Origin of the sequence: Thermodesulfobacterium hydrogeniphilum (assembly GCF_000746255.1) — a bacterium.
Taxonomy (GTDB): Bacteria; Desulfobacterota; Thermodesulfobacteria; order Thermodesulfobacteriales; family Thermodesulfobacteriaceae; genus Thermodesulfobacterium; species Thermodesulfobacterium hydrogeniphilum.
Map to the genome: position 1 here is coordinate 63,985 of NZ_JQKW01000006.1, position 22,310 is coordinate 86,294.

At 29.1% G+C, this 22,310-nt stretch carries 27 protein-coding genes and 1 tRNA gene; 27 read left to right on the plus strand and 1 reads right to left on the minus strand.

Features of this window, described 5'->3' with window-relative positions:
* Nucleotides 1-41 precede the first annotated feature (41 nt).
* The 7 genes from CC87_RS00855 (at nucleotide 42) to CC87_RS00885 (ending at nucleotide 6,660) form a co-directional block, all read left to right on the plus strand.
* The gene (locus CC87_RS00855; protein ID WP_038055644.1) at nucleotides 42-1,010 is read left to right on the plus strand and encodes an ABC transporter ATP-binding protein; all 969 of its coding nucleotides are present in this window, start codon (nucleotides 42-44) and stop codon (nucleotides 1,008-1,010) included.
* The gene (locus CC87_RS00860) at nucleotides 979-1,944 is read left to right on the plus strand and encodes an ABC transporter ATP-binding protein (protein WP_051920369.1); all 966 of its coding nucleotides are present in this window, start codon (nucleotides 979-981) and stop codon (nucleotides 1,942-1,944) included. The genes CC87_RS00855 and CC87_RS00860 overlap by 32 nt, the downstream gene beginning before the upstream one ends.
* Nucleotides 1,945-2,296: 352 nt before the next feature.
* On the plus strand, nucleotides 2,297-3,652 hold the full coding sequence (dnaA, locus tag CC87_RS00865) for a chromosomal replication initiator protein DnaA (RefSeq protein ID WP_038055116.1): 1,356 nt from the start codon (nucleotides 2,297-2,299) through the stop codon (nucleotides 3,650-3,652).
* Nucleotides 3,627-5,015, plus strand: coding sequence for an FAD-binding oxidoreductase (locus CC87_RS00870; RefSeq protein WP_051920371.1), 1,389 nt, complete (start codon nucleotides 3,627-3,629; stop codon nucleotides 5,013-5,015). The genes dnaA and CC87_RS00870 overlap by 26 nt, the downstream gene beginning before the upstream one ends.
* Before the next feature lie 14 nt (nucleotides 5,016-5,029).
* Entirely contained in the window at nucleotides 5,030-5,791 is a 762-nt protein-coding gene (locus tag CC87_RS00875) for a tRNA lysidine(34) synthetase (RefSeq protein ID WP_038055118.1), read from the plus strand.
* 108 nt (nucleotides 5,792-5,899) lie between these two features.
* Nucleotides 5,900-6,487, plus strand: coding sequence for a TetR/AcrR family transcriptional regulator (locus tag CC87_RS00880; protein WP_051920373.1), 588 nt, complete (start codon nucleotides 5,900-5,902; stop codon nucleotides 6,485-6,487).
* An 86-nt stretch (nucleotides 6,488-6,573) separates the two neighbouring features.
* Nucleotides 6,574-6,660, plus strand: a tRNA-Leu gene (locus CC87_RS00885).
* A 101-nt stretch (nucleotides 6,661-6,761) separates the two neighbouring features.
* Here the strand turns inward: CC87_RS00885 and CC87_RS00890 are convergent.
* Complete coding sequence (locus CC87_RS00890; RefSeq protein ID WP_038055122.1) at nucleotides 6,762-7,301, minus strand: macro domain-containing protein; 540 nt, start codon at nucleotides 7,299-7,301, stop codon at nucleotides 6,762-6,764.
* A 28-nt stretch (nucleotides 7,302-7,329) separates the two neighbouring features.
* Between CC87_RS00890 and CC87_RS00895 the strand changes: the two genes are divergently transcribed.
* From CC87_RS00895 to CC87_RS00990, 20 genes are all read left to right on the plus strand, one after another.
* The gene (locus CC87_RS00895; protein ID WP_051920375.1) at nucleotides 7,330-7,812 is read left to right on the plus strand and encodes a methylated-DNA--[protein]-cysteine S-methyltransferase; all 483 of its coding nucleotides are present in this window, start codon (nucleotides 7,330-7,332) and stop codon (nucleotides 7,810-7,812) included.
* Between the two features lie 116 nt (nucleotides 7,813-7,928).
* Nucleotides 7,929-8,414, plus strand: coding sequence for a flagellar basal body-associated FliL family protein (locus tag CC87_RS00900; RefSeq protein ID WP_038055126.1), 486 nt, complete (start codon nucleotides 7,929-7,931; stop codon nucleotides 8,412-8,414).
* Between the two features lie 2 nt (nucleotides 8,415-8,416).
* Nucleotides 8,417-9,415: a flagellar motor switch protein FliM gene (fliM, locus tag CC87_RS00905; protein WP_038055127.1), complete on the plus strand. Its 999-nt coding sequence runs from the start codon at nucleotides 8,417-8,419 to the stop codon at nucleotides 9,413-9,415.
* A gap of 1 nt (nucleotide 9,416) precedes the next feature.
* Nucleotides 9,417-10,025 (plus strand): flagellar motor switch protein FliN, encoded by a 609-nt coding sequence (gene fliN, locus CC87_RS00910; RefSeq protein ID WP_038055128.1) that lies wholly within the window; start codon nucleotides 9,417-9,419, stop codon nucleotides 10,023-10,025.
* Between the two features lies 1 nt (nucleotide 10,026).
* Nucleotides 10,027-10,281 (plus strand): flagellar biosynthetic protein FliO, encoded by a 255-nt coding sequence (locus CC87_RS00915; protein WP_038055129.1) that lies wholly within the window; start codon nucleotides 10,027-10,029, stop codon nucleotides 10,279-10,281.
* Nucleotides 10,268-10,969 (plus strand): flagellar type III secretion system pore protein FliP, encoded by a 702-nt coding sequence (fliP, locus tag CC87_RS00920; RefSeq protein ID WP_038055130.1) that lies wholly within the window; start codon nucleotides 10,268-10,270, stop codon nucleotides 10,967-10,969. The genes CC87_RS00915 and fliP overlap by 14 nt, the downstream gene beginning before the upstream one ends.
* Nucleotides 10,970-10,990: 21 nt before the next feature.
* Nucleotides 10,991-11,260, plus strand: a complete 270-nt coding sequence (fliQ, locus tag CC87_RS00925; protein WP_038055131.1) for a flagellar biosynthesis protein FliQ — start codon at nucleotides 10,991-10,993, stop codon at nucleotides 11,258-11,260.
* 3 nt (nucleotides 11,261-11,263) lie between these two features.
* The gene (locus CC87_RS00930; RefSeq protein WP_084222149.1) at nucleotides 11,264-12,046 is read left to right on the plus strand and encodes a flagellar biosynthetic protein FliR; all 783 of its coding nucleotides are present in this window, start codon (nucleotides 11,264-11,266) and stop codon (nucleotides 12,044-12,046) included.
* A 3-nt stretch (nucleotides 12,047-12,049) separates the two neighbouring features.
* Entirely contained in the window at nucleotides 12,050-13,120 is a 1,071-nt protein-coding gene (gene flhB / locus CC87_RS00935; protein WP_038055136.1) for a flagellar biosynthesis protein FlhB, read from the plus strand.
* A 10-nt stretch (nucleotides 13,121-13,130) separates the two neighbouring features.
* Nucleotides 13,131-15,197, plus strand: a complete 2,067-nt coding sequence (flhA, locus tag CC87_RS00940) for a flagellar biosynthesis protein FlhA (RefSeq protein ID WP_038055138.1) — start codon at nucleotides 13,131-13,133, stop codon at nucleotides 15,195-15,197.
* Nucleotide 15,198: 1 nt separating this feature from the next.
* Nucleotides 15,199-16,191 (plus strand): flagellar biosynthesis protein FlhF, encoded by a 993-nt coding sequence (locus CC87_RS00945; protein WP_038055140.1) that lies wholly within the window; start codon nucleotides 15,199-15,201, stop codon nucleotides 16,189-16,191.
* Between the two features lie 16 nt (nucleotides 16,192-16,207).
* On the plus strand, nucleotides 16,208-16,999 hold the full coding sequence (locus CC87_RS00950; RefSeq protein WP_038055654.1) for a MinD/ParA family protein: 792 nt from the start codon (nucleotides 16,208-16,210) through the stop codon (nucleotides 16,997-16,999).
* 14 nt (nucleotides 17,000-17,013) lie between these two features.
* Nucleotides 17,014-17,754, plus strand: a complete 741-nt coding sequence (locus CC87_RS00955) for a sigma-70 family RNA polymerase sigma factor (RefSeq protein WP_051920378.1) — start codon at nucleotides 17,014-17,016, stop codon at nucleotides 17,752-17,754.
* Nucleotides 17,755-17,769: 15 nt separating this feature from the next.
* Nucleotides 17,770-18,153, plus strand: a complete 384-nt coding sequence (locus tag CC87_RS00960) for a response regulator (protein ID WP_038055142.1) — start codon at nucleotides 17,770-17,772, stop codon at nucleotides 18,151-18,153.
* A gap of 1 nt (nucleotide 18,154) precedes the next feature.
* Nucleotides 18,155-18,913: a hypothetical protein gene (locus CC87_RS00965; RefSeq protein WP_038055144.1), complete on the plus strand. Its 759-nt coding sequence runs from the start codon at nucleotides 18,155-18,157 to the stop codon at nucleotides 18,911-18,913.
* Nucleotide 18,914: 1 nt separating this feature from the next.
* Complete coding sequence (locus CC87_RS00970; RefSeq protein WP_038055146.1) at nucleotides 18,915-19,250, plus strand: DUF6115 domain-containing protein; 336 nt, start codon at nucleotides 18,915-18,917, stop codon at nucleotides 19,248-19,250.
* A gap of 3 nt (nucleotides 19,251-19,253) precedes the next feature.
* The gene (locus CC87_RS00975; RefSeq protein ID WP_038055149.1) at nucleotides 19,254-20,048 is read left to right on the plus strand and encodes a hypothetical protein; all 795 of its coding nucleotides are present in this window, start codon (nucleotides 19,254-19,256) and stop codon (nucleotides 20,046-20,048) included.
* Nucleotides 20,049-20,078: 30 nt separating this feature from the next.
* Nucleotides 20,079-20,450: a response regulator gene (locus tag CC87_RS00980; RefSeq protein WP_051920380.1), complete on the plus strand. Its 372-nt coding sequence runs from the start codon at nucleotides 20,079-20,081 to the stop codon at nucleotides 20,448-20,450.
* A 2-nt stretch (nucleotides 20,451-20,452) separates the two neighbouring features.
* Nucleotides 20,453-21,484: a protein-glutamate methylesterase/protein-glutamine glutaminase gene (locus CC87_RS00985; RefSeq protein ID WP_038055151.1), complete on the plus strand. Its 1,032-nt coding sequence runs from the start codon at nucleotides 20,453-20,455 to the stop codon at nucleotides 21,482-21,484.
* A complete protein-coding gene (locus CC87_RS00990) occupies nucleotides 21,485-22,306 on the plus strand; it encodes a CheR family methyltransferase (RefSeq protein ID WP_038055153.1) in 822 nt (273 codons plus the stop codon).
* Nucleotides 22,307-22,310: the final 4 nt, after the last annotated feature.

The window sequence follows — 22,310 nt, forward strand, 5'->3', positions numbered from 1 at the left end:
AATTTAACTCAAACAGGTTGTTTGAGAATAGAGCTTATAGAATGCCTTTTTTAGAAGTTAAAGATCTGATTATAGGTCTTAAAAAGAGGAATATACCTTTAATAGATAAGGTTTCCTTTACTTTAGAAAAAGGAGAAATCTTAGGTATATTAGGAGAAAGCGGTTGTGGAAAATCCTTAACAGGGTTTTCACTTTTAAGACTTTTCCCCTCAGGTGTTAGCTATTATTCAGGAAAAGTTTTAATTGATAACATAGATCTTTATTCTTTATCAGAAAAAGAATTATCTAAGATTAGAGGGAAAAAAGTGGCTATTATTTTACAAGATCCTTTAAGTTCTTTGAATCCAGTTTTAACCATAGGGGAACAAATAGCAGAGGTTTTAAAACATCACTTTAATCTAAATTCAAAAAATAGAAGAGAAAGGATTTATGAATTATTAAAAGAAGTAGGAATTTCTGAACCAGAAATAAGAGCCAAAAGTTATCCTCATCAGCTTTCTGGTGGTTTAAGACAAAGAGCCATGATTGCTATGGCTTTAGCAGGAGAACCTGAACTTTTAGTAGCAGATGAACCTACAACTGCCTTAGATTTAACTTTACAAATTCAAATTTTGGAACTTTTAAAGGATTTAAATCAAAAAAAATCTTTAACAATAGTATTTATTTCGCATGATTTAGGAGTGGTTAGATGGATCTCTGATAAAATTGCGGTTTTTTATGCTGGAGAAATAGTAGAAATTGCCTCTACTGAAGAAGTCTTTAATAATCCTTTACATCCTTATACTCAAGCTTTGATAGAATCGTATCCACGAGAAGGAAAAATAAGAAAAATATTAAAAGGATCACCTGTAAATTTACTTCAAAAGCCTTCAGGATGTCGTTATTTTGAAAGATGTGAAAATCCTTGCAAAGAGGGTAAAAATATCCATCCAGACTTAATCAATGCAGGGAAAAATCATTGGGTAAGGTGCTTTAAGTATGGAAATGTCTCAGTTTTTGGTAGAAATTAAGAATGTATGGAAAAGTTACGAAATAAGAAGTTTCTGGTTTAAAAAACAAAAATTCTATGCTCTTTTGGATGTTAGTTTAAAAATTAGTAAAGGTGAGGTTATTGGAATTTTAGGAGAAAGTGGTTGTGGGAAAACCACCTTAGGGAAAATTATTTTGGACTTGGAAAAACCTGATAAAGGAGAAGTTTTCTGGTTCGGAAAAAATTTAAAATATATAAGCCGCAGGGAATATAAATCTCTTAGGTCTAAAATTCAGGCTGTTTTTCAAGATCCTTATTCTTCTTTAAATCCTCGCTATAAAATAAAAGATATATTGTTAGAACCTTATTTTATCTGTATAGAAAATAATAAAAAAAAAGGATTGGAAAAGGCGAAAGAATTATTAAATCAAGTAGGGCTTGATCAGAATGTTTTAAATGAATACCCTCATGCTTTAAGTGGAGGTCAAAGACAAAGGGTGGCTTTAGCAAGGGCCCTTATGGTTTCTCCAGATTTAATAGTGCTTGATGAGCCAACCTCAGCCCTTGATATGACTATCCAATCTCAGATTTTAGAACTTTTAAAGAATTTTAAAGAAAAAATAGGTTTAAGCTATTTTCTAATAAGCCATTCCTTACCTGTGGTTTTTTATCTTTCTGATTGGATTATAATTATGTACTTAGGAAAAATAGTAGAGATTTGTAAAAAGGAATTTTTTAATTCAGTTGATCATCATCCTTATACTTTGATGCTTTTAGAAGCCCATCTTGATCCATTTTCTAAGAAACCCCCCTTTAAAAAAGAGATAAAAGGAGAAGTTCCAAGTGCTTTATTTAGACCTTCTGGTTGTGTTTTTTATTCTCGCTGTAAAGAAAGACAAAAAATGTGTTTGAAAAAATCTCCGAAATTAAGAAAAATCAACAATTTACAATATATAGCCTGTTTTAAAAGATAAAATCTCCCATTTTTAACTTGCTCATTTAAAGTTAAAAATTTAAATTAAAGAAAAAAAGAGAAAATTAAAGAAAAAACAAAAAAGTTAAAGATTTAAAAAAATAATTTTTTAGAATTCTGAAAATATAGGTTTATCTGATATAGAAATAATGAGCATTTTAGAAATACAATATATTTAACCTATTGATTTATTGTAATTTTTAAAATTTAAAATAGAAATTCAAAATTTCTTTTAATCATTTTTTTTTAAATTTGCATAAATAGAATTTTTAATTATCCTTATTTAAAAAGATTCAGTTAAATTATTATCATTTTTTTAATAAAAAGCCTGTAATAGGTAGGGGGATATTATTATGTCTATTATTTGGGAAAGGATAAAAGGCAGAATTAAAGAGCTTTTACCTGAAGCAATTTTTAAGGTCTGGTTTAGTTCTTTAAAAGGAGAAATAATAGAACAAAAATTGATTTTACAGGTTCCCAATGAGTTTACTAAAAACTGGATAAATGAAAATTATAAAGATCTTTTAAATAAAATTTTAACTGAATTTAATATTCAAGATATTGAATTTTTTATAAGTGAAACTCCCAAAGCAGAGCAGCTTATACTTCCCTATAATCCCGTTAATCTTATTGGAAGAAGATTAAGTCCTAAATATACCTTTGAAGATTTTGTAGTGGGTAAATGTAATGAATTCGCTTATAATGTATGTTATCAGGTAGCAGAAGAGAGACCAAAAAGTTATCTTATTTATCTTTATGGAAATTTTGGTCTTGGTAAAACCCACCTTACTCAAGCAGTAGGTAATGGTCTTTTTAGAAGAGGTTTTAATAAAGTTTATTATCTAACTGCTCAAGATTTTCTTAATTATATGATAAAGTATCTTCGTTCTGGTATGATAGAAAGTTTTAAAGAAAAATTTAAGGAACACTGTGATGTACTTCTTCTTGAAGGGATTCATTTCTTTGCAGGAAAAGAATATACTCAAAATGAACTGGCTTTTTTACTTGATTATCTTCTTGATCAAGGAAAAACCATAATATTTACTTCTTTGAAACTTCCTCAGGAGATGCAAAAATTAGATAATAGTTTAAAATCAAGACTTAATTCAGCTCTTATAATTAGACTGAATACTCCAGATTTTTCTACCAGAAAGAAAATCATAAGACATAAAGCTAAAAAGATGGGATATAATTTACCTTATGAAGTGGTGGAATATTTAGCTCGTCAAATAAGAGGAGATGTAAGACAGCTTGAAAGTGCTGTTTTAGGTTTAATTGCAAGAGCTTCTTTACTTAAAGAACCTGTGTCTTTAACCTTGGCTAAGGAACTTGTAAATGAATTGGGAATTCAAGAAGATAAAGATCAGGTTGATCTAATTATAGAAACTACTTGTAAATTTTTTGGTATAGGAAAAGAGGATCTTTTTTCTTCTTCCAGAAAAAGAGAACTATCTACTTCCCGTCAAATAATAATGTATATTTTAAGAAATAAGTTGAATAAACCACTTAAGGAAATATGTCAAATTTTTCAAAAACAGCATTCTACAATTATTTATAATCTTAAAACTCTGGAGCAAAAACTGCAAAAAGATATAACTTTAAAGATGAAGCTAAATTATCTTATAAAAGAAATATCAGAGGAATTGTCTGATAAGAATCCTGGTATAGAATATAATGATATAAATGAAATCAAAACCAATACCATTTGAATTTATAAAAAGTTTAGAAAAGCTTCTTGGGAAGGATTGGGTTCTTACTAAGGAATCTGATTTATTAGCTTATTCTTATGATTCCTCCTCTTTGATAAAAATTCCTTCTGCTGTTGCTTTTCCAGAAAAAAAAGAAGAAGTAATAGAGATTTTAAAACTTGCACAAAAGTATAAAGTTCCTATTATTTCTCGTGGAGCAGGGACAGCAACAACAGGAAGTCCTTTAGCTCATAAAGGTGGGTTAGTACTTTGTTTTAGTAGAATGAATAGAATTTTAGAACTGAATGAAGAAGAGAGAATTGTTATAGTAGAACCCGGGGTTTTAAATGGAGATCTTAAAAAGTTTTTAAAAAAATATGGTTTTTTTTATCCTCCTGATCCTGCAAGCTTTGCTTATTCAACTATAGGAGGAAATGTAGCTACAGGTGCAGGTGGTCCTAAGTGTTTTAAATATGGAACTACCAAGGATTATGTTTTAGCTTTAGAAGTAGTTTTACCAGGAGGAAAAGTTTTAAAAACCGCTCCTTATACTTTAAAAGCAGCTGTATTCTATAATATTACTCCTCTTTTTGTAGGTTCAGAAGGAACCCTTGGTGTTTTTACAGAAATTGTACTAAAGATTATTCCTTTACCAGAAAAAAGACTTTTATTTCTTTCTGCACATAAAAAAGAGGAAAAGCCTTTGGAAATTATTTCTCAGCTTTTAAAAAATAAAGTTACTCCTGCTTCTGCAGAATTTGTAGATAAAACCACTTTTTTAGCTCTTTTAAATTCCAAACAAAAGGATTTATTGAAAAATTTTGCTAATTTTAAAGCTCTTTTATTTTTGGAACTTGATGGAGAAGAAAGTGCTGTTGATAAAGAAAAATCAAAAGTAGAAAAATTTTATAATGATTTAGGAATTTTTTATATAAAGGCAGAAGAGGAAGAAGAAATAGAGAGATTGTGGGATATAAGAAGAGCTATATCTCCTGCATTGAAAATTTTAGGAGAAAAAAAGATTGCTGATGATGTAGTAGTTCCCAGGAGATTTATGAAGGAACTTTTATTTAGAATAAGGAAGATAGAAGAAGAAACAGGACTTAATATTTGTTGTTTTGGACATGCAGGAGATGGAAATTTTCATGTAAATATTCTTTTTAATCCTGAAAAAGAAAAAATAGCCTTGAAAGTAAGGGAGGAAATTATAAAGGAGGTTCTTTCTCTTGAAGGAACAATTTCAGGAGAACATGGGATAGGCTATACTAAAAAGAGTTTTGTTAGCTGGGAGCTTTCCCCTTTTCAAATAGAAATAATGAAAAAGCTTAAAAAAGTTTTTGATCCAGATGGTATTTTAAATCCTCATATTAAAATTCCTGATTAGAGGAAAATTTTTACATGTCTCTCTATGACAAACTTAAAAGATTTATTGGAAGAGCAGTTTTTGGTTATGATATGCTTAAAGAAGGAGATTATATTATTGCAGCTCTTTCTGGAGGAGAGGATAGTTTGGTTTTGGCATATTTTTTAAGCGAGTGGCGTCAAAAGATGAGAATTAATTATAAAATTTTAGGTGTTCATTTAGATATGAATTTTCCAAGAGATGAAGAAAGGTATCAAAAGGGTGTAGAATGGCTTAAAGATTTTTGTGAATCCTTAGAGATAGAATTTTATTATGAAAGAACCAATTGCGGAAAGCAAGCTTTGGAGGTTTATGAAAAAAATATTACCAGTCCTTGTTTTGTATGTTCCTGGCATAGAAGAAAGTATCTTTTTAAATTGGCTGAAAAAACAGGAGCTAATAAAATAGCCTTTGGACATCATCAAGATGATATGTTAGTAACTTTTTTTATTAATATGTTTTATCATGGAGAATTGTCAACTATTTTACCGGTTCAGGAGATGTTTAAAGGCAAGTTATATCTTATAAGACCACTTATTTTTGTAGAAAAGGACTTAATTTCTCGTTTTGTAAAAAGACAACAATGGCAGATTTTAGAGAATCCCTGTCCATTTTCTCAACAAACTAAGAGAAAATTTATAGAAAATTTTTTAAGAGAGCACATTTATCCTTTGGGTAATAAAGTAAAAAAAAGCATTATAAATGCTATTTTTAATCCCAAATTAGAATATTTACCTTCTAAACCCAAGAAAAATTAAAACCTTCATATTACCACTTCGTAAGTGGTAATTTTTGGTAATTGTTGACAGGAAGAGGATGTATGATACATTTATAATGTTAGTAAGCACTTACAAATAGGGAAAGAAGTGGCTAAAAATACTAAAAAGAAAATTATAGAAGCAGCTTTAAAACTTTTTTCAAAAAAAGGTTATTTAGGAGCTACCACTAAAGAAATTGCCCGAGAAGCAAAAGTAGCAGAGGTAACTCTTTTTAGATATTTTCCTTCTAAAGAAGCCCTCTTTGAAGAGGTCATAAATACTTATTCTTTTTTTCCAAAATTAAAAGCTATTCTCTCAGAAATTCAGGATAAAAATTATATAGAAGCTTTAAAAATTATAGCTCAAAATTTCTTAAACCTGTTAGAATCCAAAAAAGATTTAATCAAAATTATGCATTCTGAAATGCAAAGATATCCTGACCAAATTAAAAAAATTTACGAAAATGTAATAGATAGTACTGTAAATTTACTATCTGATTACTTTAAAAGTTTACAAAAAGAGGGGATTTTAAGAGATTTTAATACAGAAATTGTTGCCAGAGCTTTTCTTGGTATGTTTTTTTCTTATTTCTATGTTAGAGAAATTAAAGAGTGCGTTAGTGTGCAAAAAAGTAATATAGAAGAAATTATTGATGTTTATGTAAGTATTTTTGCTAATGGAACCTTTAGAATTTAATTTAATAAAAATTTTTTAAACATTTCAAAGAATATCTTGCTAATTTCTAAAAATAGATTATTATTATGAATGTCTAAAGGGTTTTAGCCCGGGTGGCGGAATTTGGTAGACGCTGCGGACTTAAAATCCGCTGGGGTTTCCGCCCCGTGCCGGTTCGAGTCCGGCCCCGGGCATTCCTGAACCTCTAAAATTCAGGAATCTATATCTAATTTTTAGATTATTCCCCTTCTGATATAAAAAATTAAAATGATATTTTTGTAAAAAACAAAAAAGTTTAAGAAACAAGATTTTTTAAAACTTCTTCAAAAGTTTTATAACTATTTTCTCCCCAAAGGACAAAACGAACTAATTTGGGTTTTTGATATTCTTTTAAAAAATTTATTACAATTTTTAAAGCTATTTCCGCAGCTTCTTCTAAAGGATAACCATAAGCTCCTGTGCTAAGAGCAGGAAAAGAAATGGAGTTTATATTATATTTTAAAGCTTTTAAAAGAGAATTTTTATAAGCATTGGCAAGAAGCTCAGGTTCACATCTTTTCCCATTCTTATAAATAGGTCCCACAGCATGAATTACATATCTGGCTTTAAGATTACCAGCTCCTGTAATAACAGCCTGCCCTGTTGGACAACCTTTATATTTGGCTCTTAATTCTTCTAATATTTTAGGCCCTCCTTTTCTATGAATAGCTCCATCAACACCACCTCCAGGAATTAAAGCTTCATTAGCTGCATTAACAATAGCTTCAGTATCTTGTTCAGTTATATCACCTTGCACAATTTCTAAAATACAATTACCTATTTTTACTTGTTTCATACAAATTATTATAATATAATTTTCAAAAATGCAAAAAGCTATTTTAAACTTATTTCCTTTTATTTTTTATCTTCTTTGGAATGAAGAAGGTAAACTTATTAAACTTAGTTTCAATTTCTCTTTTGATTTAGAACCTAAAATTCTTCAAATTGGTTCTATAAAAGCAAAAAAATGGGTAGAAGAATTCTATGAAGCATTTTTAGCTTATTGGAATTTTGAAAAGGATAGAGTAGAAATTCCCCATTTAGAAAATTTCACAGAATTTGAAAAAAGGGTTTTAAAAGAACTTAGCCAGTTAAAAATAGGAGAGGTCATTACTTATAAAATCCTTGCTGAGAGGATAGGTTATCCTAAAGCTCATAGAGCTATAGGAAGAGTTATGGCAAAAAATCCTTTGCCTCTGGTTTATCCATGTCATAGAGTAATTGGAAGTAAAGGACTTACAGGCTATTCTCAAGGACTTATTTTAAAACAATTTTTACTTTATAGAGAGATTAAATATGGTTTTTGACGAAATGTCAAGTTTTTGACAAACAAATTATTAAATTTTTGAAAATCGGTATTAAATTTAAATACAAATAAAAATAGGTATAAAATTTGATTAAAATATAAAAAAAGGAGGGAGCTATGGCTGAAGAAGTAAAAGAAACAGGACAGGGGGCTGCTTCAAAGAATGGAGGTAAAAAAAAATTATTAATTTTTTTGATTATAGGTTTATTAATTATTGGAATAGCAGGAGGGTTGGTAATTTTTCTTACATCTAAAAAAGGTAGAGAGGAGAAAAAATATGTAAAAAAAGAGGTTTCTGAACCAGCAGTTCTTTATAATTTAGATCCTATTGTAGTAAATCTTTTTGATCCCACAGGTAAAAGGTATATACAAATTAGATTAGCTTTAGCTCTTGCAGATAAAAAAGCAGAAGAGGAAATAAAAAATAAGGAACCTATAATTAAAGATGCAATTATTACCTATTTGAGTACTAAAACTCCTGAAGAGGTAATTCAGCCTGAAGCTAAGGAGGTTATTAAAAAAGATCTATTAAAAAAGATAAATGAAGCTTTAGGAGAGGATTGGGTTTTAGAAGTTTATATTACTCAATATATTGTGGAGTAAATATGGAAGAAAAAGTATTAAGTCAGGAAGAAATAGATGCTCTGCTTTCCGGTTTAGAAGAAGGTAAAGTTGATACAACTCCAGAGGAGAAAAAGGAACAAGAGGTTAAGCCCTTTGATTTTAAAAATTACACTATTTCAGCCAGGCTTAAAATACCAGGTTTAGAGGTTATAAATGAACAATTAGCCCGTAGCTTAAGAATGCAACTTTCAACTTTATTAAGAGAAATGATTGATATTACTAATTTACCTTTACAAATGGAAAGATTCAAAGATTTTTTAAATAAAATTCCTGTTCCTACCTCTATTCACATTTTTAGATTGGAACCCTTAAAAGGACATGCTTTAATGGTTATTGATGCAACCTTAGCCTTTTTATTTATAGAGAGATTTTTAGGAGGAGAAACCAAACATATAAAAGTAGAAGGACGAGAATTTACACCAATTGAGCAAAGGCTTATAAAAAAAATGGTTGATTTGATTTTTATAGAATTGGAAAAGGCTTGGAAAAATATTTATCCTGTAAAACCTAAATATGTAAGAGGAGAAGTGAATCCTCAATTTGCCAGAGTATTAATGCCTGAAGAAACAGTAGTGGTCACAGGGCATAATTTAGAACTTGAATCAATTAGTGGAAAAATCCTTTTCTGTTATTCTTTAAGTACTCTTCAGCCTATTAAAGATAAATTGTATTCACCCTATCAATTAGAAGAATATGTAGATTTAACCTGGAAAAAGACCTTAGAAAGATATATTTTAAACAGTAAAGTGGATGTAAGAGCTATTTTAGGAAAAGGAAATATTACTTTGGAAGACTTGGTGAATTTAGAAGAAGGAGATGTAATAGTTCTGGATAAAAAAGTTGAAGAACCTATAGAGGTTTATGTAGAGGATACACCCAAAATTCTTGGCAAATTAGGTGTATTTAAAAATCACATAGCTATTCAGGTGGAAAAATTTATAACTTCTGAAGAAGAAAATGAAATAAAGGAGGCAGGTTAGTATGGTAGAAGAAAATAAAGAAGGGATGGAAAACATAGAGCAAATTCAAAATCAAGAGAACACTCAGGAAGAATCTCAGGGAGCACCTCAAGAGTCTTCTCAAGAAGCTACACAAGCCCAAGAAACTCCTCAAGAGGCTTCTCAGGAAGCTCAAAGTGAAGAAATGAGTCCTGAAGATTTAATGGCTTTATGGGAAGAGGCTCTTAAAGAAGCTCAGTCCTCTGAATCTCAAAAACAAGAACAAGAGCAAAAATTTAAAGAAGAAGCCAAAACCTCTGTTAAAGAGTCTGTACCAGCTCAACCTGCTAATTTAGAAGAGCTCAGCCCAGCTAAAGGCTCAGGGGTCCACCCTGAACTTGAATTCATTTTGGATATCCCTTTAGAGATTTCAGTAGAAATTGGAAGAACAAAAATGTTAATAAGAGATCTCTTGAAATTAAACCAAGGTTCTATTATAGAGCTTGAAAAATTTGCAGGAGAACCTGTAGAAGTTTATGTTAACGGAAAACTTATGGCTAAAGGTGAAGTTGTAATAGTAAATGATAGGTTTGGAGTAAGAATTACAGAAATAATAAGTGCGCAAGAAAGGATCAAAAGATTAGGGTCTTAAAATGGATTGGTTTTATTATTTACAAAGTCTGGGTGTGGTTTTACTTATTTTGAGCTTGTTTCCTATAGGGTTACATTTTTATAAAAAATATAGTGTAAAATCTTCGTCATCCAATTATATAAAGATTTTAGAAATTAAACCAATTAATTATAAGGCACAACTTTTGCTAATAGAAGTAGAGGGAAAAAAATGTTTAATAGGTTATTCAGATAAAGGTTTTAGCTATTTAGGTGAAATAAAAGATGATAGGCCTTAGTTTTTACGCTATAACCTTACCTACTATAAACATAGGGTTTCAAACAGCTAAAACTCCGGAACAGGTTTCTACTATTTTACAAGTATTAATTCTTCTTACCATACTTTCTATAGCTCCGGCTTTACTTCTAATGCTTACTTCTTTTACAAGATTAATTGTTGTTTTTTCCATTTTAAGACATGCTATAGGAACCCAGCAAACCCCTCCTAATCAGGTTTTAATTTCTTTAGCTTTATTTTTGACTTTTTTTATCATGTCTCCCACTTTTAAAAAAGTCTATGAAAATGCCTTGATTCCTTATTTAGACAAACAGATAGATGAAAAACAGCTTTTTGAAAGGGCTCAGAGACCTTTTAAAGAATTTATGTTAAGAAATACCAGGGAAAAAGATCTGGCTTTGTTTATAAAATTAAGAGGGGAAAAACGTCCCTTAACACCTGATGATGTTTCTTTTTTTACACTTGTGCCTGCTTTTATGATAAGTGAATTAAAAACAGCCTTTCAAATAGGCTTTTTGCTTTATATACCTTTTTTAATTATAGATGTTGTGGTTTCAAGTGTTTTAATTTCTATAGGAGTTTTAATGCTTCCTCCTATGATGATTTCTTTGCCTATTAAACTTCTACTTTTTGTTTTAGTAGATGGATGGAACTTACTGGTAATGTCTTTAGTAAAAAGTTTTCATTAAAATTAAGGAGGAGTCAGAAAAATGACAGATGCCACAATTTTGACGCTTGCTAAAGAATCTATAAAAATTTGTATTTTAATTTCTGCTCCTTTTTTATTAACAGCTTTAATTGTGGGTTTATTGATAAGTGTTTTACAGGCAGTTACTCAAATACAAGAAATGACCCTTACCTTTGTTCCCAAAATTTTGGCTATGATTTTAGTATTTATTTTGATTTTACCATGGATGTTAAAAAAAATGACAGCTTTTACAGAAAACTTAATTCTAAATATTCCTCATTATATAAAGTAGATTATGGAATTATTTAATAATTTAGAACAAAATTTACTATTGTTTTTTTTAGTATTTTACAGAATACTACTATTGTTTCTTTTATTCCCTATTTTTAGTTCCACCCTTTTTCCTACAAAAATAAAAATTCTTATGACTCTTATATTTGCTTTGGTTTTAACACCTGTTATACATTTTAAAGTTCCACAAATTGCTAACCTTTATCAATTAATTCTTATTCTTTTATCAGATTTTATTTTTATTTTTCTTATTTCTTTACTTTTTAGAATAATTTTGGCAGGAATTCAGGTGGGTGGGGAACTGGTAGGTTATCAAATGGGTTTTGGAATTACTCAAACCATAGATCCCCTTTCTGGTTTTAGTTTACCTATTATTTCTGAATTCATTTATATAATATTTTTATTATTATTTTTTTCATTTAATTTTCATCATTATCTCATTTATTTCATTTATCAAAGTTTTGAAAAGATACCTCCTGGAAGTTTTATTTTAAACAATAATTTAGGACTATTTCTTATAAAGAAAAGTAAACTTATTTTTGAATTGGGAATTAAATTTTTAGCTCCTCTCATGGTATTTATGATGCTTATTTATATAAGTTTAGCAGTAATAGGGCGTTTAATACCTCAGATGAATGTAATGTTTGTAAGTTTTCCTTTAACTATTGGTTTGGGGTTAATTTTTTTTGGTCTTATGCTGATTTTATTACCAAAGATTATATACCCTTATTTTGGAGATTATTTTAGAAGTTTAAATATAATTTTAAAATTCATTAAAAGAGGTTAAAGTATGCCTGAGGAACCTCTTGAGGAACGAACAGAAGAGCCTACGCCCCGGCGGCGTGAAGAAGCCCGAAAAAAAGGACAAATTGTTAAAAGCAGAGAACTTTCTTCTGTTGCTATATTAGGAGCAAGTTTTTTTACTTTTTTAGTTCTTAGTTGTATCTTCTTTCAGCAAATTTATATAATTTTTAACCAGTGTTTAAATAGTTATTATTACGATTTAAATATTAATACATTTCTAAACCTTTTTAATAATATTTTGGCAGAAACAAATAAAATCTTATTGCCCTTTTTTATATTGGTATCTTTAGTAGCTATAATTGTATATTTAGTTCAAACAGGAGGTGGGGTTTGGGCTTATGAAGCAATAAATTTCAATTTTGATAGGATAAATCCTGTGGAAGGATTTAAAAGACTATTTTCTCTCACTGCTCTCTTTGAACTTTTTAAATCCTTAGCTAAACTTGCTATTATAATAGGAGTATCTTATTGGATTATAGAAAAACATCTCAATAATATCCTAAAACTTTTTGGTGTAGAGATACCTTATTTAGCTTTTAGTTTTAAAGTTTTTATAAAAGATTTTATTACTAAACTGTTATTCATTCTTACTATTTTAGCTGTTTTAGATTGGCTTTATACCAGATGGGATGTAGAAAGGAAGCTCAAACTTACTCGTCAGGAACTAAAAGAAGAACTTAAACAAACCGAAGGAGATCCTTGGGTAAGATCAAGGATCAGACAAAAACAAAGAGAAATGAGTCGCAGGAGAATGCTTGCTGAGGTTCCTAAGGCAGATGTAGTTATAACTAACCCTACTCATTATGCAGTAGCTCTAAAATATGAAATAGGAAAAATGCCTGCTCCACAGGTTATTGCTAAAGGAAAAGATTTTCTTGCTCAAAAGATTAAGGAAATAGCTTTGGAAAATAAAATACCAGTTTATGAAGATCCACCTTTAGCAAGATTGCTTTATGAAAAAGTAGAAATAGGAGAATACATTCCTGAAGATCTTTATCAGGTAGTAGCAAAAGTTTTGGCTTATGTATATAAGCTGAAAAATAAGAAAGTAGTATAAAGAAAAAATCATGGGAAAGGAATTAACTCTTAAAAGATTTTTTGATTTTTATAATATTATAGCTATTATCGGAATAATCATTTTACTTTCCATTATGCTTTTTCCTTTACCTCCTTATCTTATTGATCTTGCTTTAAGTCTGAATTTTTCTATATCTTTGTTAATTCTTATTATGACCATGGAAGTTAATAAACCTTTAGATTTTACAGGTTTTCCTGCCCTGCTTTTATTAACCACTTTGTTTAGATTATCTATGAATATTGCTACTACGAGAGTAATCCTTTTAAGAGGACATGAAGGGACTAATGCTGCTGGACATATTATAAGAAGTTTTGGAGAATTTGTAGTTGGAGGAAATTATATTGTTGGATTTATTGTATTTTTAATTTTGGTTTTGATTAATTTTGTAGTTATTACAAAGGGTGCTGGAAGAATTGCAGAAGTTGCAGCCAGATTTACTCTGGATGCTATGCCAGGCAAACAGATGGCTATAGATGCAGATTTAAATGCAGGGTTGATAGACGAAGCTGAAGCTAAAAGAAGAAGAGAAGAAATAGCTAAAGAGGCGGATTTTTATGGAGCTATGGATGGTGCTTCTAAATTTATTAGAGGAGAGGCAATAGCAGGACTTATTATTACATGTATCAATATCATAGGTGGAATTTTAATAGGGACTTTACAAAGAGGTCTTGATTTAGCAACTTCTGCTAAAACTTACACTATTCTTACTATAGGAGATGGTTTGGTTTCTCAAATTCCGGCTTTAATTGTTTCTACTTCTGCAGGTATCTTGGTAAGTCGTGCTGCAGCGGAGGAAGGTTTAGGAAAAGATATAGCCTTTCAATTTGCCGCACGGCCTGAAGTATTAATTTTAGCAGGAGCTGTAGTTTTTCTTTTAGCTTTAATTCCCGGACTACCTTTTTTGCCTTTCTTTTTCTTTAGCCTTTTTCTTTTTGTTTTAGGATATTTTTCCTATGCTACCCAGAAAAGAAAAGAAGAAGAAATAATTTCTGAAGAAGCTCCACCTCCACCCCCTGAAGCTGAAGAAATAAAACCTGTAGAACTTTTGGCTATAGAATTAGGTTATGGATTAATTTATTTGGCAGATGAAACCAGAGGAGGGGATTTATTGGAAAGGATTAAAAACTTAAGAAAACATTTGGCACAGGAACTTGGTATTATGATACCCTCTGTACATGTTAGAGATAATTTAAGTTTAAAACCTGGAGAATATTCTATTCTAATAAAGGGAGTGGAAGTGGCTAAAGGAGAACTTATGCCTAACTATTTAATGGCTTTACCTTCAAGCTCTGATCTTATTCCTCCAGAAGGTGCTATTCCAACTAAAGAACCTACTTTTGGTATGACTGCATATTTTATTCCTGAAGACTTAAAAGATGAAGCTGAAACTGCTGGATTTACTGTAGTAACTTTATCAACTGTAATTACTACACATTTATCCGAAATAATTAAAAAATATGCTGATGAATTGCTAACAAAACAGGAAGTGCAAAGAATAATAGATACTCTTAATAAATATTATCCTAAGGTAGTAGAGGAATGTTTGAACAATGCCAATATTACTATAATTCAAAAAGTTTTGCAAAATTTGGTCCGAGAAGGAATACCTCTTAAAGATCTGGTAACAATTTTTGAAACTATAAGTGATTATGCCTCCACTATTAAAGATCCTGAAGTTCTTACAGAATATGTAAGACAAAAATTAGCAAGATATATTGTTAAGCCTTATTTAGTAGATAATACTTTGCCCGCTATAGTAATAGGTGATGATATAGAAGAGGCTATAAGAAAATCTTTACAAAGAACAGAACAAGGGGTATTTTTAATGATAGATCCTAAAATAGGTAGTAAAATTGTAACAGCACTTAGCCAAGCAGTAGAAAGAGCTGGACAAAAAAATATAATACCAGCAATTGTGTGTAGTCCCACTATTAGAAGACATTTAAGAAAATTAATAGAAAGAACTCTTTCTTATACCCCTGTAATTTCTCAAGCAGAAATACCTCCTGAAATAAAAATAGAGATTTTAGAAATAATTAAATTGGTGAGAGAGTAAGATGAGGATTAAAAAATTTAGAGGAAAAAGTATTGTAGAAGCCTTAGATAAAGTAAAAAAAGAATTTGGAGAGAACGCTGTAATTTTAAGTTCTGAAAAGGTAAAAACAGAAGAAGGGCATATTTTTGAAATTACAGCTGCAATAGACCAAGAGGAAGTTATCTTTAAAAAAGAACCAGATATAGAAGAAGAAACTAAAAATGATGAGGTTTCTTTTGATTATTTTAAACAGGAACTTGCTGAAATAAAAGAAATGTTGAAAAAAGCTCTGTCTCCGCAATTGAAGAACTGGAATTATTTGAAATTATTAGAAAAGGGAATACCAGCTTTTATTGCGAAAGATATAATAGAAAAACAGCTGGAATTAGAAGAGTATATTTCTTTAAAATTAAAAGAAAAAGGAAGCATTCCTAATTCCAAATATCAAGTATTTATTGGAGAAGGAGGAGTAGGAAAAACTACTAATATTTTTAAACTTGCTATATGGTATAAATATAAATATAAGACAGATGTTTTGGTTTTAAGTCTTGATACTTATAAAATAGGAGGAATTTTTCAAACTAAGAGATTAGCAGAATTATTAGAAATTGATTTTGAAATTCTTGATATAGAAGATTTTAAGGAAATAGGAGTTCCGTTTAATAAATATGATTATGTTTTAATTGATACTCCTGGATTAAATAAAAAATTTGGAATAAGCGATTTGGAAGATTTAATTATAAAATTACCATTTTTGAGGTTTTATTGGGTGGTTAAGGCTACGGAGCATTATGAATATATATTAAGACTTTGGAGAAAAATAGAAAAATTGCCGGTAGAAGGAATACTGTTAACTTTTACAGACAAAATTTCAAATAGTTTACCTATTTTATGGCTCTTAGATGATAGATTTCCTCCCTTAATTTTTATTTCTATAGGAGAAAGATTACCTGAAGATATTATGAGAGCAGAAGAAGATGTTTTATTAAACTTATTTTTAAGAGGTATTGAATAAAATAGGAGGAGGTTTTATGAGAAGCATTGCTATAGCAAGTGGTAAAGGGGGTGTTGGGAAAACAAGTTTTGTTATTAACTTGGCTTTAGCTCTTGCCCAGTGCAATCAAAAAGTATTGATCTTTGATGCGGATCTTGGGCTTGCCAATGTAGATGTAATGTTAGGGCTGTCGCCTAAATTTGATATAAGACATGTTCTTACAGAAAAATTAAGTTTAAAAGATATAATATATACTACAGATTATAATTTTGATATAATTCCTGCAGGATCAGGTGCAATAGAATTAGTTAATTTAAGTTCAAATCAAAAGCTTTTATTAAAAGCTCAAATGGAGGAAACTTTTAAAAACTATGATTTTTTACTTTTTGATAGTTCTGCAGGGATTTCAGAAAATGTTTTATTTTTTCTACTTTTGGCAGGAGAACGAATTATTTTATGTACCCCAGAACCTACATCTATAGCAGATGCTTATGCCTTGATTAAGGTGGCTTATAAAAAGTATAAAATAAAAGATTTTTATTTAATAGTAAATATGATAAGTAATAATTTAGAGGGTAAAAGAATTTATCAACAAATCTTGTATGTGCTTGAGAGATTTTTACCAGAAATTAAACTATCATATTTAGGAGGCTTACCCTATGATGAAGGAGTAAAAAAAGCTATAAAATCACAAATACCTTATTTAATACTTTATCCAGAAAATACTTTAAGTTCTAAAATAAAAGAAATTACTTTAAAACTTTTAAAATTTAATCCACAGGATGATAAGGGATTGGAAACTTTTCTTGAAAGACTGGTGAAATTTTAGCTTGAGGTTATTAAATGAAAAACAAATTGATAAGCAAAATATTTTATGAGAAGCCGCCTTTGGAAAAGGTTATAGAAGAATTTTTGCCTATAATTAATTATTGGGCTAACAAATATAGTTATCAGGGACAGCCTGTTATTAATAAAGATGATCTGGTTTCTGCAGGGATAATAGGATTAATAGAAGCTTATAATAGATATGATCCTTCTAAAAGGGTTAAATTTAGAACTTTTGCAGAAATTCGTATTAAAGGAGCTATGCTTGATGAAATTAGAAAAGTAGATATAATACCAAGAAGTGTAAAAGAAAAAATAAATGAATTTGAAGAAATTATAAAAGAGCTGTATAAAAAATTGGGAAGGATGCCTAAGGAAGAAGAAATAGCCCAAGCTATGAATCTTAGTTTAGATGATTATTATAAGTTTTTAGAAAGTATAAAAGGTATTAGTTTTATTGATATTCAAAGCTTTAAACAGAGGATTCCAGATTTGGAAGAAGATGATATTTTTGAACTTATAGCAGGTGAAACTAAAGAAGATCCTTTTGAAAAGTATGCTTTAAAGGAATTACAGGAAGAATTAGAAGAAGCTTTAAACTATTTAAATGAAAGGGAACGTTTGGTTTTAGCATTGTATTATTATGAAGGACTTACTATGAAAGAAATTGCTAAGGTTTTAGATTGTACAGAAAGCAGGGTTTCTCAGTTACATAATCAGGCTATTTTAAAACTAAGAAGTATTCTAAACAAAAAATAAGGAGGGATATAAACAATGGCTTTAGATCCAAATTTAAGAATATTAGTTGTGGATGATTTTGCTACTATGAGAAAAATTATTAAAAATATTTTAACTCAGCTTGGTTTTAAAAATATTATTGAAGCAGACGATGGAACTACTGCTTTAGAAGTTTTGAAAAAAGAAAAAGTAGATTTAATTATTTCAGACTGGAATATGCCTAAAATGAATGGATTAGAGTTATTAAAAGCTGTTAGAAACGATCCTAACCTTAAAGATATTGTATTTATAATGGTTACAGCTGAGGCTCAAAAAGATAATGTTATAGAAGCTATTAGACACGGTGTTAATCAATATATAGTAAAACCTTTTACTCCTGAAACCTTAAAAGAAAAATTAGAAAAGGTTTTAGGAGGATAGTTTGGAAGAAGATATCAAAAAAGATCTTAAAGAAATAAAAAAAGATATAGAGAAGTCTGAAGAACAAACAGAGGAATCTAAAAATCAAGAAGAAGCTGACATTTCTCCAGAAAAAGCAGAAATTCTTATAGAAGATCTTAAAGAAGAGATACAAAAAGAAGAAAAAGTTAAAGAAACCCAGGTGGAAAGTGAAGAAGAACCCTTAAAATTTAATTTTAAAAAAATTTTATTATTGACAGGTATTTTTATTATAATTATTTTTTGTATTTTAGGAATTTTTATAGCTTTTAATCTAATAAAAGGTAAAAAAACAGAAAGAAAGGAAAAGATTTCTTATAAAAAGAGAGAAGAGATTTATTTGAATACTACTTCTACAAATAAAAATTCTATAATAACTCCTCTTTCCAAAAGTAAAGTTTCTACTAAACTAACGATTTCTAAGAATGTAAAAAAGGAAATACCTCAGCTTTTTAAATTTGAGCTCAAAAATTTTTTAATTCCTTTATCTTCTAAAATTTTTTTAGATACTGATGTTATTTTATATTTTGATAAAAATGCTACTATGAAAGAGATTATGGCAAATGAAATTATTTATAGAAATATTATATATAGTTACCTAAGAAATACTCCTCCTATTGCTTGGGTTAATTTGAAACAAAGAAAGGAATTAGAAAAAAAATTACAGAAAATATTTGAGATTAAAAAAATAGAACCTTTGCCTAAAAAGATAGAAGTGAATGGTATTATTTTGAAAGGTTAAAATGGAAAATTTTACCGATTTTTTTTTAATAATTCTATTGATAATAGATTTTTTAATGATAGGTGTTTTTATAATTTTCTATATAAGATTTAAAAAAGTTTTAAAATTACCTTGGGAAGAAATAAAAGAAAGTATAGAAAAAGCTTATGAGTTGGTTAATATTTTAGAACAAATAAAAAAAACAAATAGTAATGTTCCCTCTAAAAATGCCGATTTAAAAGAAAAAGTATATAAATTATTTCAGAATGGTTATAGTTCTAAAGAAATAGCTAAAAAATTAAAAATAAGTGAAGCAGAGGTTGAACTAATTTTAGCTTCAAAAAAAATGAAGTTTTAAATTATGCAAATAACAGCCCCTTCACCTATAATTTACCTTCCTGAAAATTTATGGTCTTTATTTACAAAGCCCGGTAGAGAACTATTGGTAAGGGTTTTAAATATTGAAGGTAAAACTTTGGATTTAGAATTAGGAGGAGAAAAATTTCAGGCAAGAATAGGAGGCACTATAAATCCTGAAGATTTTAAAATAGGAGAAACTATAAGAGTAAAAGTAATAAAAACAGGTAATCCTATAATTTTGCAAGTTATTTCTGAAGAAAAAGAGGCATCAGATTTAAAATTATTTTATTTAGTAACTAAGGAGTTTGAAAAAGAAGTTACTAAAGATATTTCTTTAAGAAAGGATTTAAATTTATTAGCTACTTTTGTAAATGAAATAATAAAAAAAGAGAAAAAGGAAATAACAGATAAAAGTTTAAAAAAACTTTTTGGTGATAAAATAAAAAACTTAAAAGTTATTTATCAGCAAGATAAAATAGTTTTACCTTTTATTTTTAATGATGAAAGATCTTGGGGTTATTTGGAACTTGGTGCTCCTGAAGAAAGAAAAGGAAGAGTAAAATTGTTTTATCTAAAGTTTTATTTTGAGTATTTAGGATTGGTAGAATGTTATATAAGTTATTTAGAAAAAGAAATTTATATAGAATTTTATTTTGTTAATCAAGAAGCTTATAAAATTGCAAAAAAGGAATATAAAAATTTGGAAAATATATTGGTATCTCAAAAAATTCATTGTAAAATAGAAGTGAATATGGAAGAAATTTCTCCAGGATATTTACTGGAAAAAAGGGGGTAGTTTTAAAAATAAAAGTATAGGATTATTTAAATGATTAAAGTATTAGTGGTAGATGATTCCAAAGCAATAAGAGAGATAGAAAAGAAATACTTAGAAGAGATGGGATTTGAGGTTGTAGAGGCAGAGAATGGAGAAGAAGCTTTTAAAGTTTTGGAAGAGCATCCTGATATTAAATTGATTTTACTTGATTGGCATATGCCTGTAATGAATGGGTATGAATTTTTAGTAAAAATGAGATCAAATCCAAAATGGTCAGATATTAAAGTAATGATGGTAACCACAGAAAATCAGCAAAAAAGTGTAATTGATGCTATTATGGCAGGAGCTAATGAATATCTTATGAAACCTTTTGATAAAGAAATGCTTGAAACCAAGATAAAATATCTTCTGGAGAATTTTTAATCATGAATAAAAAAATTAGTGTTTTGGTTGTAGATGATTCAGCTATAATGCGTAAATTAATTGTTGATATTTTAAAAGAAGATCCAGAGATAGAGGTTGTTGATACTGCTAAAAATGGAGAGGAGGCTATTGAAAAAGCCAGAGCTTTAAATCCAGATGTTATCACCCTTGATATAGAGATGCCTGTGATGGATGGTTTAACAGCTTTAAAAATCTTAAGGAGAGAACTTCCACATATAAAAATAATAATGTTTTCATCTTTAACCCAGGAAGGTGCTAAAGCAACTATTGAGGCTTTATCCTTAGGAGCAAGTGATTTTGTTCCTAAACCATCTTCTAAATCGTTTGTAGAAAGTGTAAAAAAAATAAAAGAAGATCTTATTCCTAAAATAAAATCACTTGTAATTAAAAAAGTCTTATTAAAACCCCCTGTAAAAAAGCCTAAAATAAAAGCAGGGGATTATAAGGTATGTGGTATAGGTGTTTCCACTGGTGGTCCCCAAACTTTAATGCAAATTATTCCTAAACTGCCTGCTAATTTTCCTGTTCCAATTTTAATAGTTCAGCACATGCCTCCGATATTTACTAAACAGTTAGCCGAAAGATTGGATCATATGTCTGTCCTCAGAGTAAAAGAAGCTGAACAAGGAGAACCTGTTAAAGATAGTTTAGTTTATATAGCTCCTGGAGATTATCATATGGTAGTAAAAAAGCAGGGAGCAGGGATAAGAATACATTTACATCAAGGACCACCTCGAAATTTTTGCAGACCTTCAGTAGATGAATTGTTTGAATCTTTAGCAGAGGTCTATAATGGTAAGACCTTAGTTTTAGTGTTAACTGGTATGGGAAATGATGGAAAAGAAGGGGCAAAAAAAATAAAAGAAAAAGGTGGTGTAGTTTTAGCTCAAGATGCTGAAAGTTGTATAGTTTTTGGTATGCCGAAAGCTGTTATAGAAGCAAATTTGGCTGATGAAATCCTTAATCTTTCACAAATACCTCAAAGATTGAAAGAACTCTTCAGGTGTAGTTAAATGGAAAGAGCAATATTTGATTTTTTTACAACCCTTGTGGAAAAATTTAGTGGTATATCCTATGGAGAGGGAAAAGAATATTTAGTAGAAAGCCGTTTAAGCGAACTTGCTCTTAGTTTAGGATATAAAGATATAAAAGAATTATATAACAGAATAAAACAAGGATTTGACCATAAATTATTAAATGAAATTATAGATGCTTTAACCACTAATGAGACTTATTTCTTTAGAGATTTTTATCCCTTTGAAGCTTTAAGAAATTATATTTTACCTGAGCTTTTTAAAAAAAGAGAAAAGGAAAAAAAAATCTCTATTTGGTCTGCTGCTTGTTCCACGGGTCAGGAACCTTATAGTATTGCCTTAATTCTATTGGAACACTTTTCAATCTATTTAAAAAAATTTAAAGTTTTTATTTATGCTACCGATATATCTAAAAAAAGTATAGAAAAAGCCAAAAAAGGTGTTTATAACCAGATAGAAATTAACAGAGGTCTTCCAGTTAATTTTTTAATAAAATATTTTAAACAAGAAGGACCTTATTGGAAAATAGATGAGAAAGTGAAAAATATAGTTAATTTTGAGGTTTTAAATTTATTAGAAACTCGTCAAAAAATAAAAGAAAAGTTTGATATTATCTTTTGCAGGTATGTATTGATTTATTTCTCAAATCAGGTTAAACAGAAAGTATTTAAAGACTTATGGAATTGCTTAAAGCCAGGGGGATATCTTATTTTAGGAGCTACAGAGATTGCTCCTTTGACTTTTCCAGATATGGAACGAAAAGTTATAGGAAAAACAAGTTGTTATTACAAAAAGGATTAAAAAA